The following is a 12825-nucleotide window of genomic DNA, read 5'->3' on the forward strand; positions in this document are numbered from 1 at the left end:
GGGTCCTCGTGGTCACGATCACTTTATCCCACCTCAGTGCCCCTCGCGGTGAGGGAGCCGATCCAAGACAGCAGCAGGACGCCGAGGAGATCGAGGAGACATGGGCCGAGGAGACACCGCGAGGGCATCGAGGAGACGCTGAGGAGACGATGAAGAGACGATGAAGAGACTCTGCCCGATCCACCGGGCATTCCTCCTCGCGTAGCACCGATCCCTCGCGTAACCTTACGGGAACGCGATAGATGCCTTGGCGCCGGCGCTGAAGGAAACTTTATTCCCCTGGCGGAAACGTCTCATTCGCACCGCAGTCAGGGCACAATGAGCGATGATCCCCCTTTCGTCTCCGATGAGGAGCACCACATGACAGCGTCCGACACCACTTCCACATCCCTGTCCGGCATCGGTGTGAGCCCTGGCCTTGTGGCCGGCCCCGTCGCCAGGATGGCGCCCCCTATTCCTGAGCCCGAGATCGCTACGCTCGAACCCAGCCGCGACGTTGAGAAGGAGTGCGAGCGCATCGCGCTGGCAGCCCAGCAGGTCAAGAAGGGCCTGGAGCTGTCCGCCGCCGAGGCCAAGGCCGAGGCCCGCACGCTCCTCGAGACCACCGCGCAGATGGCGGCCGATCCCACCCTGACCTCGACGGCGCAGGCCATGGTGCGTGAGAAGCGCCTGGTTCCCGAGCGCGCCGTGTGGGAGTCAGCCGGGACGCTGGCCGCCATGTTGGAGTCCCTGGGCGGTTACATGGCCGAACGCACCCGGGACGTACAGGACGTGCGCGACCGCATCGTCGCCGTCCTGACCGACTCCCCCATGCCGGGCATCCCCCGCCTGCCCGAGCCCTTCGTGCTCGTGGCCACCGACCTGGCCCCTGCCGACACCGCGCTGCTGGACCCCGAGAAGGTCATCGCCTTCATCACCTCCGAGGGCGGGCCCACCTCCCACACCGCGATCCTGGCGCGCGCGCTGGGGATGCCGGCGATCGTCGGTACCGGTGAGGAGGTCACCGACGCGCTGGCCGAGGGCGATATCGTCCTGGTGGACGGCACCAAGGGAACCATCACCATCAATCCTTCCGAGGACGCCCTGCGCCGGGCCCGCGAGCTGGCCTCGCGCGTGCGTGTCTTCAACGGTGACGGCGCCACCAAGGACGGTCACGAGGTGCAGCTGCTGGCCAATGTCGGCGACGCGGCCGGCGCCCGCAGTGCCGCGGAGGCCGGTGCGATGGGAATCGGCCTGTTCCGCACCGAGTTCTGCTTCCTCGATCAGCCCGAGGAGCCCACGGTGGAGGCCCAGGTGGAGGCCTACCGGGGTGTTCTGGCGGCCTTCCCGGGCAAGAAGGTCGTGGTGCGCACGCTCGACGCCGGGGCCGACAAGCCGCTGCCGTTCCTGACCGACGCCACCGAGGCCAACCCAGCGCTCGGCGTGCGCGCCTACCGGACCACGCGCCGCGACCCCGAGGTGCTGGAGCACCAGCTTGAGGCGCTGGCCAAGGCCGAGGCCGCCACCGAGGCCAAGGTGTGGGTCATGGCCCCGATGATCTCCACGGCCGATGAGGCCAAGGCCTTCACGGAGAAGGCCCGCTCCTACGGGCTGAAGACGGCCGGCATGATGATCGAGGTGCCCTCCGCCGCGCTCATGGCGGACAAGCTCTTCGAGCACGCGGACTTCGCCTCCGTCGGCACAAACGACCTCACCCAGTACGTCATGGCCGCCGACCGCCTGCTGTCCTCACTGGCAGACCTGTCCACTGCCTGGCAGCCGGCCGTGCTGCGTCTGATCGGCACAGCGTGTGAGGGCGCCTCCCCCAAGGGACGCCCAGTGGGTGTGTGCGGTGAGGCAGCCGCGGACCCGGCGCTGGCCACCGTGCTCGTGGGCCTGGGCGTCGCCTCGCTGTCGATGACGGCGCGCGCGCTGCCGGACGTCGATGCCGTTCTGAAGTCCGTCACCCTCGACGAGTGCCGGGAGCTGGCGAAGATCGCCGTCGCCTCCCCCACCGCCGAGGACGCCCGCTCCAACGTGCGCGCTCAGCTGCCGATCCTGGAGGAGCTCGGTCTGTGACCACCCCCTATCCCGTCCCCGCCGCCACGGAGGAGCCCCTCGGCTCAGTGACCCGGATTCTCAGCCTGGCGGCGGGAGACGGGGAGGATGTCTTCACCGGCGGCTCCCTGCCGCAGCTCTCGGGGCGGGTCTACGGCGGCCAGGTGGTTGCCCAGGGAATGCTCGCCGCCGCCACCACGGTCGAGGACGACGGCGACGGCGAGCGCCTACCGCACTCCGTCCACGCCTTCTTCATGCGAGGAGGGCAACCGGACAAGCCGATCAACTTCGCCGTCGAACGGTTGCACGACGGGAGGTCCTTCTCCCAGCGGCGCACCGCCGCCTCCCAGGAGGGAACGCAGATTCTCACAATGCTCACATCCTTTCAGGAGGAGCAGGAGGGGGCTGATCTTCACGTCGCGGCTCCCTCGGTGCCGCGCCCTGAGGACCTGACGAGCGCTCTGGAGATCTTCCGCACCATCGATCATCCGGTGGCGCGTTTTCTGGGTCGTACAGCGGCCTTCGATCTCAGGCACGTGGAGGGCAACCTCTACCTGCGCCCCGCTCAGGAACGGGGTGGAGTCCAGCACCTGTGGATACGTTCGCGCGGCCGCATCCCGGAGCAGACCTCCCAGACCGTGCACCGAGCGCTACTGGCCTACGTGTGCGATCAGGTGATGCTGGAGCCGGTGCTGCGCAGTCAGGGGCTGTCCTGGCGCAGCGAGGGCATGAGTCTGGCGACCCTCGACCATGCCCAGTGGTTCCACCGGGACGTGGATATGAGCGACTGGCTGCTGTACGTGCAGGACTCGCCCTCCTCGCAGGGAGGCCGGGGTATGGCGCGCGCCCAGGTCTTTGATTCATCCGGCAGGCTCGTGTCGACCATCGCTCAGGAGGGCATGGTCCGCATGCCCACGGGCTCAGGGTTCGACGCCGGCTCAGGCCGTTGGCGGATCCGCATAGGTGAAGACGACGACGGCAGCGCGATCCTCGGCTGAGGCTCTCTCCACCTTTCCTCCTCTCAGGTGATTAACGGTGCCGATTGCCATACTTCAGATTCTCAACGCTATCGCCGCAACAATCAGTACGGTGTCATCACTGCTGGCTGTCTTCCAACCTCAGATCATGAGCAAGTCGCGAGAGGTCAGCGCCGGGGAGAGGTTCTTCGCTCAGATGTATGCGGCTCGAGCGGTTCCCCTCGGCGTGGTGACGGCAGCCGTACCTTTTGTCGCCGCTTCAGACATCACTACCGTGAGGCTGGTCCTCATGGCTGCAATGGTGGTCCAGATCGTCGACGCCGGCATCGGTATCCGACGCAGAGAGGTGGCCATGATCATCGGCCCGTCGATCGCGGCCATCGTCCACGGCCTCACAGCCTGGCTGACATAAACGCATTTATTCAGATTCTTTCTCAAGAGGAGAGAATAGGGTTAGTCTAGGCGCCAGAATGACAGAGAGAGGCGTGAGACTCAGGGGGCGATTCGAGACAAGAATGCAAGCGGAACCGCACGCAAGAGCCACTGTCAGCAAAAACAATCTCCCACTCGTGAACACAATCTCATCACCCCCGCCACCCCAGCCAACAGCTTTTAAGTTTTCATGATATGATCGAATCATGACTTCTGTGACACTGTCAAACGGCGGCAGCCTTTGGTACTCCATAAGAAACACATCATCACCCAAAGCTCCATTAGTGCTTATCCAAGGAAGGGGACTCGACCACCACGGATGGGACTCCGTTCTCAACGAATTCACCAATCGAACCATCGTACTCCTTGACCACAGAGGCACCGGCCAGAACACAGCGCCGCTGAACTCAGAATGGTCGACGAGAGATTTCGCAAAGGATGTAGTAACCATCCTCGATCACGCAGGTATCGATAGGGCGCACGTTTACGGACACTCAATGGGAGGAAGAATTGCTCAGTGGCTCGGAGCGGAGCATGCAGACCGCATTATTACACTCACCATTGGGGGCACCAGCGCTGGTGACGGAACTGGACTACCTCGCCCTACCACTGGAGCAGCGGCCCTAGCATCCGGCGACCCAAGCGCACTGGCTTCACTCTTCTATCCGGATCCTTGGATCGCAGCAAATCCTCAACAAGCCACCAGCGTCTTCCCCGCGCCTCATTCACCAGAAGCAATGAGCATCCACAGCAAGGCCTCAGACCGCCCTGACGGGCCGGCCCCAGAAAACATTACGGCCCCCACTTTGATCCTCCACGGCACGAACGACCCTATCTCCGATCCTGGCAACGCAGCAATCCTTGGAAATCGAATCCCAAATGCGGAAGTATTCATGATTCCGGACGCCAGGCATGCATACTGGGCCGGAAATCCAGAAGTTCATGCCTCGGTCGCAAAATTCCTCTCATTAAATGATCCGAACTGATGCCTTTGTTTTTCTCCCGCGTCGCGTCAGCGACTCGGTGTCCACACAGCGGACATGGCTGACTCCACAGTAGATGCGGTTGGACGACGACCCCGGAATCTCGGGAGTTCTGCTTGGCCCCCAACGTCACCACAGCGTTCATGTCCGCTGTGTGGACACCGGAATGGTGCGGGTTGGGGACTGCGTTTTCCATCCAGGACGTACTTCTCCTACAAACGACTGCCACCGGACCTCAGAGGTTTGCAGGAAGACGCAGTCCTCGCCGGAAAAGCACGTCCCGGATCAGAACCGGCGCACCGCACCGTAGGCTCATCCCCTACTTCTCGTCGCAATCGGGCCGCAGCAGCCCCGCAACGGATCATCACGCCAGATCTGAGGTTCATTCTATGGCGTCACATCAAAGTCGAGCGATGACTGAGCCCTGCTCGGGGCAGACCTGCTCGCACAGCGACCACGGGGCACCTTGTTCTGGACCGCGTTGCCGGAACTCGTCGAAACGGAGCGGCACACCCTTCGCGGCGTAGGGATCAGGGCTGTCCATCGCCTGAATGTGGAGATGGGGCTGCGTGGAGTTCCCGGAGTTGCCGCATCTGCCGATCTGATCGCCGGCGCACACCCGCTCACCAGGCGACACCTGAACAGAGCCTCGCTGAAGGTGCACGAGTCCAACGCAATAAGGGCTTTCCGCAACCTGGATGATGACGTGATTCCCAAGGACCGCGGTCAGTCCCCGCCGAATCCTCCGGGGCTGACTCAACCCGTACGGGATGAGCGTCAGGATCGAGCGGCGCGCCTCGTGGTCGGGTTCGCCGTCGTGGACAGACACCACGGTTCCTGCTACGGGCGAGTACAGGGGACGCCCGAAGGCGTAGAAGAGCTCCGGCGGTTCGGTGGCGAGGACCGTGCGTATGCTGCGCGCAGGCGCCGTGCGACCGTCATCGTCGACGGCGACGAAGTCGAGCGCGTAAGTGGTGCCGAACAGATCGGTCCCGTGGCTCGGGACGCGGCGCGTGGGACTGACCTCGCTCAGCCACCGCCCGTCGAACGGGAGCCTGCCTATCACACCGCCTTCGGGAATGAAGGCGGGCGTCTTCCTGCTCATCACGCACCTTCCAACGTACGACACTCTATGCACAGTCAATGTCGCCGGGCAAGATGCGCGAGACGCAATCGGGGTGTTTATCGTGACAGTGGCGCCAGCCGACACCTTCCGGAGCCGACTGGCGCCACTATCACCAATGTCCCTTCACCAGATCTAGAAGAGGGACATTCAGTCACTTCATCACCACGAGGGATAGAAGAACTTGCGGGAGGCGGAGTTGTTCTTGAGGCCAGGCTTGAGGATCACCAACTTACCAGAAGATCTTGTGGGAGGCGTTGTTGTTCTTGAGGCCAGGCTTGAGGTTGACCAACTTACCATCGGGAATAAGTTCATTATCCCCCCAGAAGTATGAGTTGTAGTATACAACCACTTGCGTGCCCGTCCTGTTCCAGACCGCGGCCGCGTTGTTCTTCACGCACTTTCCTTGCCCGTTGCCAGCTCCCCTGAACTCATAGCAGTTGGGTTGACTTCCCCCATAGTTGGGGATGGACCCATTGAAGTCGGCAATCGATCCATGCCCATCGGTGTTGTAGTAGAAGCAGACCTCTCCGGCGTCGCAGACACCGTCTCTCTCAGCGGCACTTGCTGTCGAGGTCGGAATCAGGAGAGCGCCGGCGGCGAGTGCGAGAAGTGAGCCGGCACTTGCGATACGGCGAGCCATTGTTGCACCCATGATAATTGTCCTTTCAAAGTGGCGGAGTGCTCAAGACGGTAACCCGGCCACATAAGGTTACCGCCTGAAAAAACCTTAAAAGCCACCTTGTAAATCACGCCAGAGCGGTCAATCCCCCTTGACGATCACCTACTCCCAACACTATTATGACTAATTTTCTGAATTGAGTCGCGCCGACGCAGGCACCACCATTCCTGGTGCAGGTCTGAGAGTCTCCGGCGATAACGGTTCCAGCACCATGACTCGGCGCCCTCATTGTCCGTAACAGAGACGCCATCCCCTCAGCCAGTCGGCTGAAAGAATGGCGTCTCTGTCTGAGATGGCGGATCGAGCCGGAACTCGTTCACTCAGGAGTCAGTCCCGGGTCAGCTTCCGGTAGGTGACCCGGTGGGGCCGGGCCGCCTCGGGTCCGAGGCGCTCGACCTTGTTCTCCTCGTAGGAGGCGAAGTTCCCCTCGAACCAGTACCAGCTGGCCGGATTCTCCTCGGTTCCCTCCCAGGCCAGGATGTGGGTGGCCACACGGTCGAGGAACCAGCGGTCGTGGGTGATGACCACGGCGCAGCCGGGGAACTCCAGCAGGGCGTTCTCCAGCGATCCCAGGGTCTCGACGTCGAGGTCGTTGGTGGGCTCGTCCAGGAGGATGAGGTTGCCGCCCTGCTTGAGGGTCAGTGCCAGGTTGAGGCGGTTGCGCTCACCGCCGGAGAGTACGCCGGCCGGCTTCTGCTGGTCGGCCCCCTTGAAGCCGAAGGAGGCGACGTAGGCGCGCGAGGGCATCTCCACGTTACCGACCTGGATGTAGTCCAGCCCGTCGGAGACGACCTCCCACAGGGTCTTCTTGGGGTCGATGCCGGCTCGGGACTGGTCGACGTAGGAGAGCTTGACGGTCTGACCGATCTTGAGTTCTCCGCCATCGAGCGGCTCCAGGCCCACGATGGTCTTGAACAGGGTGGACTTTCCGACGCCGTTGGGGCCGACAACACCGACGATGCCATTGCGCGGCAGGGTGAAGGAGAGCCCGTCGATGAGGGTGCGTCCGTCGAATCCCTTGTTGAGGTTGGTGGCCTCCAGGACCTGGTTGCCCAGGCGGGGACCCGGCGGGATCTGGATCTCCTCGAAGTCGAGCTTGCGGGTGTGCTCGGCCTCGGCGGCCATCTCCTCATAGCGGGCCAGACGGGCCTTGGACTTGGCCTGGCGTCCCTTGGCCGACGAGCGCACCCACTCAAGCTCCTCCTTGAGGCGCTTGGCGAGCTTGGCGTCCTTCTTGCCCTGGACCTCGAGGCGCTTCTCCTTGGTCTCCAGGTAGGTGGAGTAGTTGCCCTCGTAGGGGTAGAGGTGGCCGCGGTCGACCTCGGCGATCCACTGGGCGACGTGGTCGAGGAAGTAGCGGTCGTGGGTGACGGCGATGACGGCGCCCTGGTAGCTGGCCAGGTGCTGCTCGAGCCAGAGGACGGACTCGGCGTCGAGGTGGTTGGTGGGCTCGTCCAGGAGGAGGAGGTCCGGGGCCTCGAGGAGCAGCTTGCACAGGGCCACGCGGCGACGCTCACCGCCGGAGAGGTTCTTGACCTCGGCGTCCGGCGGCGGGCAGCGCAGGGCGTCCATGGCCTGCTCCAGCTGGGAGTCGAGGTCCCAGGCGTTAGCAGCATCCAGGGCGTCCTGGAGGGTGCCCATCTCCGCCATGAGGGCGTCGAAGTCGGCATCCGGGTCCGCCATGGCGGCACTGATCTCGTTGTAGCGGTCCAGCTTGGACTTGATCTCGGCCACGCCCTCCTCGACGTTGCCGAGCACCGTCTTGTCCTCGTTGAGCGGGGGCTCCTGGAGGAGGATGCCGACGCTGTACCCAGGGGTCAGGCGGGCCTCGCCGTTGGAGGGCTGGTCGATGCCGGCCATGATCTTGAGGATGGAGGACTTGCCGGCGCCGTTAGGGCCGACCATGCCGATCTTGGCTCCCGGGAGGAAGGCCATGGTGACGTCGTCGAGGATGACCTTGTCGCCGTGGGCCTTGCGCGCCTTGATCATCTGGTAGATGTACTCAGCCACTGCTCGTCTGCGCCTTTCGTCAGGGTGTGAGCGGAAGTTCTGCGCGACGACGGCGACCGATCGGACCGTCCGTGCGCACCGTGGCCAAGCCTAAGGGAGCCCTGAAGCAATGGCGACGACGGCGGAGGTGAGACGGTGCACGCCGGGCCATCGCCGTCGTAACACCGGGCGCGGCCATCATCCCAACCACCCAAAGCGCCGTACCGCGAGTGAAGCGCAGATGACTCAGTGGGAGGCAATAAGGGCGCGGCGTCGCGCCAGGAACCAGATCACACCGGCCACCACCAGCCACAGGGCACCCTCAAGCACCCAGGCCACAGGATGAGTCCTATCGACCGGCACGACAAACAAAACCAGATTGGCCATGTGGGAGCCCGCGTGCACGCCGACGGCCGCCCACGTCGAGTCCGATACCCATAGGACCACCACCGCCGCGACAGCGAAGCCGAAGGGAGTTGCCAAATACAGAATGCGCTCGATCCAGCCCTCCTGCCCGCCTTTGGAGATGAGGTGGATCAGCGTGAAACCGATGACCGAAGTGATTCCGGCGATGCGCCCATCACCCAACGACCTGACGAGCCAGCCCCGCCACACGAGCTCCTCCGGGAACCCCTGGAGCAGAAACGCAAGATTCACTTGGTGGAGGACGAGAGCCCCGACGATGGGGAGGGGCAGATCCTTGATCCTTTCGGCGGTGGACTCGATCCCAAGCAGGTTCATCACAGCCCCCACGATCACCACATTGGCCACCGCCACCACCATCATGGCCAGCATCCAGACCATGGCGCGCCGATCGACCCGCAGGCGCAGATCACTCAGGGTCCTCCCATCCAGCCGGGTTACCACCAACCAGGTCAGAAGCAGAACGAACAAGGATGATCCGGACATCGCCACAGTCTCGATTGCCACCCCCGCCATGCTATCCGCCTTCCCGAGCACTCCGAATGGCACCAGGGGAAGGAGCACGAGAACGCCTGCTGCCATGACAACTACTGCGAGTGCAACGCGCAGGACCGTTCCTAAACGGCCGGGAAACCGACGTCGTTGGGAGAGATCGTTTACTGGGGCAGGGGTGGGTGCTGGAGATCGCGAGGTATTCATGCCCCCAACATTAGCAGTGTTGCTTATCACAATCAGCCCCAATCGTGCATCGAAGATAAATTCGGAATCTCCCTGAGACAACTCAGGCTAGTCCTCCCTGCTCTACACAAGATGTGCTGCCCACCCAGTTTCGTCACAGCCTCATCATCCTCATATCCCATGAACCAATACATATCCATGAACAACGCACGTCCTCTCGTCGACCTCCTCCCCGCTTGAGGCGATCATCGACACCTCACAACTCCGACAATGAGGATCCAGCCAACCGCCACTGACGTCGGTGGAACACAAGAATCACGACACCTACCGCAGCCCAGAGCAGGCCTTGAAGCACCCAGGTCACCGTTCCAGTGGGAAGATGCAGGGAGCCTTCCACGTAGTAGTTCACCAGGTGGATCCCTCCGTGCACGCCGATCGCCGCCCAGGTCGAGCCGGAGACGATTCGGACAATCATCGCCGCCACCGCGAATCCACACGGCAAGGCGAGATAGGTGATGTGCTCAAGGAGATTCTGCTGTCCTCCTTGAGAGAGAAGATGAAGAACGGTGAATCCGAGGACGCTGGCGGCCGCCGCGAAACGCGTCTCACCCAGCGAGGAGAAGAGCCACCCTCTCCATACGATCTCCTCAGGAGCTCCTTGGAGGAGAAAAGCTATCGAGAAGGACTCGATGGCCACGAGCCACAGCGGCCCTTGCGGTGTGGGCTGATCACCACCGGCAAGACCGAGCGCATGAATGATGCCGGCCACTGCGAGTTCCACGACGAGCGCAGCCAGCACCATCCCAGTGAGCCAGAGCAGGGCGCGACGATCGATACGCAGGCACAAACGGACATGACGGCCTCGGTCGAGCGTGCGGCGCAGGACGTAGCACAGAACAAGAGCGAGGACCACCGCTGCCCCATGGATCAACAGCACACAAGCCCCCACCGCGAAAGACTCCAACAGATCATCGGGATTCTCATGTGCGAGAACGAATGACTGGATCGCAGGAATCTGCTTCAACAAAGGTGGTGTGAGTGCGCAAGCGAACATCGTCGCAATCGCGACGATGACGCGCAATACCTTTCCACTCACGGTTAGTCGACGATCTTGATCTGATCGATATGCACTGAGATCCGGAGACTCGAGAGATGAGAATATTGATGAGTTGACCGCCGTCCGAGGTTTTCCATGCGATGCGCTCATGAAATTCACGGTACGCCCACCATGTTGCACCCTCAATCGCAGGCCGGAAAAATCAGGGACAGGCAGAAAAGGAATCAGGGATCCCTCCGGGGGATCCCTGACGATGGTGATGCTTCCGAGGAAGCGTTCCGATCAGTCCTCAGCCGTTTCCTGCTGCTTGCGCCAGCGGATACCGGCGTCGATGAAGCCGTCGATGTCGCCGTCGAACACCGAGTCGGGGTTGCCGACCTCGAAGTTGGTCCTCAGGTCCTTGACCATCTGGTAGGGGTTGAGGACGTAGGAACGCATCTGGTCCCCCCACGAGGCCTTGACGTCCCCGGCGAGCTCCTTCTTCTTGGCGTCCTCCTCCTGCTGCTTGAGCAGGAGCAGTCGCGACTGGAGGACGCGCATGGCGGCGGCGCGGTTCTGGATCTGGGACTTCTCATCCTGCATGGAGACCACCAGTCCCGTGGGCAGGTGGGTGATACGCACGGCGGAGTCCGTGGTGTTGACGCTCTGACCGCCGGGTCCTGAGGAGCGGAAGACGTCGACGCGGATGTCGGCCTCGGGGATGTCGATGTGGTCGGTGGACTCGATGAGCGGGATGACCTCGACGGCGGCGAAGGAGGTCTGACGGCGGCCCTGGTTGTCGAAGGGGCTGATGCGCACCAGACGGTGCGTGCCGCCCTCGACGCTCAGAGTCCCGTAGGCGTAGGGGGCGTGGACCTCGAACGTGACCGACTTCAGGCCCGCCTCCTCGGCGTAGGAGGTGTTGAGGACCTTGACGGGGTACTCGTGCCGCTCGGCCCAGCGGGTGTACATGCGCAGGAGCATCTCGGCGAAGTCGGCGGCGTCCACCCCACCGGCGCCCGAGCGGATGGTGATGACGGCGTCGCGCGGGTCGTACTCGCCACTCAGCAGTGTGCGGATCTCCAGGTCGGAGAGGTCCTTGCTGATGGCGGTCAGGTCCGCCTCGGCCTCGGCGAGGATCTCGGCGGCGTCCTCGCCCTCCTCCTCACCGGCGAGCTCGACCATGGCCTCGAGATCCTCGATGCGCTCCCCCAGGCTCTCGACCCGCTTGAGGTCGGCCTGGGCGTGGGACAGGGCCGAGGTGACCACCTGGGCGGAGTCGGGGTCGTCCCACAGGTCAGGGGCGGAGGCCTGCTCGGAGAGCTCAGCGATGCGGGCGCGCAGGGCCTCGGGGTCGGTCACCGCGGCGATGGACGCGTAGGTGTGTCGGAGTCGTTCGATCTCAGCGGAGAAGTCAGTGGCCACGAAGGCGAGTCTACGGCAGAACGCGCCGGGGACGCCGTCGGGATGGATTCGGTCTGTCGCCCTCGTCGGTTCCAGGCTGCCCGCCGTCGAACCTCATCCCAGCTCGAGCCCCTGGGCCTGGGCGAGCAGCGCCTCGAGCACTGCGCGCGTCGCCGGGCTCGGTTCGGTGCGGGTCGAGCGGTGGCGCACCACCAGCTGGCGCACCCCCAGCCCGGGCAGGCGCACGACGCTGAGCTCGTCAGGCACGAGCCCGGAGTAGACGGCCAGCTCGGGCAGGAGCGCGCAGCCCAGTCCCTGGCTGACCATGGCCAGAACGACGTCGTAGTCGTAGGCGACGTGCCGCATCGTCAGCGGTGTCCCCAGCTGGCGCTCCAGACGGTCCAGGGCGAAGGCTCCCGCAGTTCCCGGAGCCAGGTCGATCCAGGTGGCCCGCACCAGGTCCGCCAGAGTCGAGGGGGCGGCCTGCTCGGCCGGCACGACGACGAGCCAGGACTCGTCCAGCAAAGGGATGTCGGCCATACCCCGGGGTGCGGCCGGCAGCGTGTGCTCGTCACGCTCAATGAGGACCAGGTCGAGCTCGCCCCGACGCAGCCTGGACAGGGCACTGCGCTCCTCGACCTCTTCGACGACGACCTCCAGCTCGGGGCTGGTGGTCGCCAACGAGGTCAGCAGGGGCAGCAGAAGCGCACGGACGGCGGAGGCGAAGCTGCCCACACGCACCACACCGGAGGGGATGGAGTCGTCCAGGTCCGCCAACTCACGGCGCACGGTGGTCAGCTCATCCTCAATGCGCTCGGCCGCCTCCGCCAGAACCTTGCCGGCCGCGGTGAGCACGGCTCCGGCGGGCGCTCGGTCCAGGACCCGGGCGCCGCACTCGCGCTCCAGCAGGCGAATCTGCTGGGAGACTGCGGACGGCGTGATGTGAAGGATATCCGCCGCTGCGACGACTCCTCCGGCTCGGTGGACGGCCAATAGAACCGATAGCCTCTGAGGTAGCACGCGCATGAAGTAAATCTACATCCCTCATGCAGAGAGATGCG

The 12825-nt window shown here is 63.8% G+C and carries 11 protein-coding genes; 4 read left to right on the top strand and 7 right to left on the bottom strand.

What is annotated here, in order from left to right:
• The first annotated feature begins 360 nt into the window (after positions 1-360).
• The 4 genes from ptsP (at position 361) to BQ8008_RS07115 (ending at position 4432) form a co-directional block, all read left to right on the top strand.
• Positions 361-2058 carry a phosphoenolpyruvate--protein phosphotransferase gene (ptsP, locus tag BQ8008_RS07100; protein WP_108833402.1) on the top strand — a complete coding sequence of 566 codons (1698 nt, stop codon included), beginning with the start codon at positions 361-363 and terminating at the stop codon, positions 2056-2058.
• On the top strand, positions 2055-3035 hold the full coding sequence (locus BQ8008_RS07105) for an acyl-CoA thioesterase (protein ID WP_108833403.1): 981 nt from the start codon (positions 2055-2057) through the stop codon (positions 3033-3035). Before ptsP ends, BQ8008_RS07105 begins: the two co-directional genes overlap by 4 nt.
• 127 nt (positions 3036-3162) lie before the next feature.
• Positions 3163-3426, top strand: coding sequence for a hypothetical protein (locus BQ8008_RS07110; protein ID WP_234415276.1), 264 nt, complete (start codon positions 3163-3165; stop codon positions 3424-3426).
• 226 nt (positions 3427-3652) lie between these two features.
• On the top strand, positions 3653-4432 hold the full coding sequence (locus BQ8008_RS07115; RefSeq protein WP_108833404.1) for an alpha/beta fold hydrolase: 780 nt from the start codon (positions 3653-3655) through the stop codon (positions 4430-4432).
• A 397-nt stretch (positions 4433-4829) separates the two neighbouring features.
• Here the strand turns inward: BQ8008_RS07115 and BQ8008_RS07120 are convergent, their stop codons facing one another.
• The 7 genes from BQ8008_RS07120 to BQ8008_RS07150 all read right to left on the bottom strand — a co-directional run bounded on the left by BQ8008_RS07120 (position 4830) and on the right by BQ8008_RS07150 (position 12790).
• Positions 4830-5534 (bottom strand): M23 family metallopeptidase, encoded by a 705-nt coding sequence (locus BQ8008_RS07120; protein WP_108833405.1) that lies wholly within the window; start codon positions 5532-5534, stop codon positions 4830-4832.
• A 250-nt stretch (positions 5535-5784) separates the two neighbouring features.
• Positions 5785-6207, bottom strand: a complete 423-nt coding sequence (locus BQ8008_RS07125; protein ID WP_087942227.1) for a peptidase inhibitor family I36 protein — start codon at positions 6205-6207, stop codon at positions 5785-5787.
• A 354-nt stretch (positions 6208-6561) separates the two neighbouring features.
• A complete protein-coding gene (ettA, locus tag BQ8008_RS07130) occupies positions 6562-8244 on the bottom strand; it encodes an energy-dependent translational throttle protein EttA (protein WP_108833406.1) in 1683 nt (560 codons plus the stop codon).
• Positions 8245-8469: 225 nt separating this feature from the next.
• Positions 8470-9153, bottom strand: coding sequence for a CPBP family glutamic-type intramembrane protease (locus tag BQ8008_RS07135; protein WP_159086780.1), 684 nt, complete (start codon positions 9151-9153; stop codon positions 8470-8472).
• Positions 9154-9580: 427 nt separating this feature from the next.
• Positions 9581-10420, bottom strand: coding sequence for a CPBP family intramembrane glutamic endopeptidase (locus tag BQ8008_RS07140; protein ID WP_108833408.1), 840 nt, complete (start codon positions 10418-10420; stop codon positions 9581-9583).
• A gap of 243 nt (positions 10421-10663) precedes the next feature.
• Positions 10664-11785: a peptide chain release factor 2 gene (prfB, locus tag BQ8008_RS07145; protein WP_108833409.1), complete on the bottom strand. Its 1122-nt coding sequence runs from the start codon at positions 11783-11785 to the stop codon at positions 10664-10666.
• A gap of 93 nt (positions 11786-11878) precedes the next feature.
• The gene (locus BQ8008_RS07150) at positions 11879-12790 is read right to left on the bottom strand and encodes a LysR family transcriptional regulator (protein WP_108833410.1); all 912 of its coding nucleotides are present in this window, start codon (positions 12788-12790) and stop codon (positions 11879-11881) included.
• Between the last annotated feature and the right edge of the window lie 35 nt (positions 12791-12825).

This window comes from Actinomyces sp. Marseille-P3109 (assembly GCF_900323545.1).
Lineage (GTDB): Bacteria > Actinomycetota > Actinomycetes > Actinomycetales > Actinomycetaceae > Actinomyces.

Excerpts from the sequence above, each read along its gene's own strand:
- BQ8008_RS07110 (WP_234415276.1), top strand. The coding sequence starts at position 3,163 with ATGAGCAAGTCGCGAGAGGTCAGCGCCGGGGAGAGGTTCTTCGCTCAG.
- BQ8008_RS07115 (WP_108833404.1), top strand. The coding sequence starts at position 3,653 with ATGACTTCTGTGACACTGTCAAACGGCGGCAGCCTTTGGTACTCCATA.
- BQ8008_RS07120 (WP_108833405.1), bottom strand. The coding sequence starts at position 5,534 with ATGAGCAGGAAGACGCCCGCCTTCATTCCCGAAGGCGGTGTGATAGGC.
- ptsP (WP_108833402.1), top strand. The coding sequence starts at position 361 with ATGACAGCGTCCGACACCACTTCCACATCCCTGTCCGGCATCGGTGTG.
- BQ8008_RS07150 (WP_108833410.1), bottom strand. The coding sequence starts at position 12,790 with ATGCGCGTGCTACCTCAGAGGCTATCGGTTCTATTGGCCGTCCACCGA.
- BQ8008_RS07125 (WP_087942227.1), bottom strand. The coding sequence starts at position 6,207 with ATGGGTGCAACAATGGCTCGCCGTATCGCAAGTGCCGGCTCACTTCTC.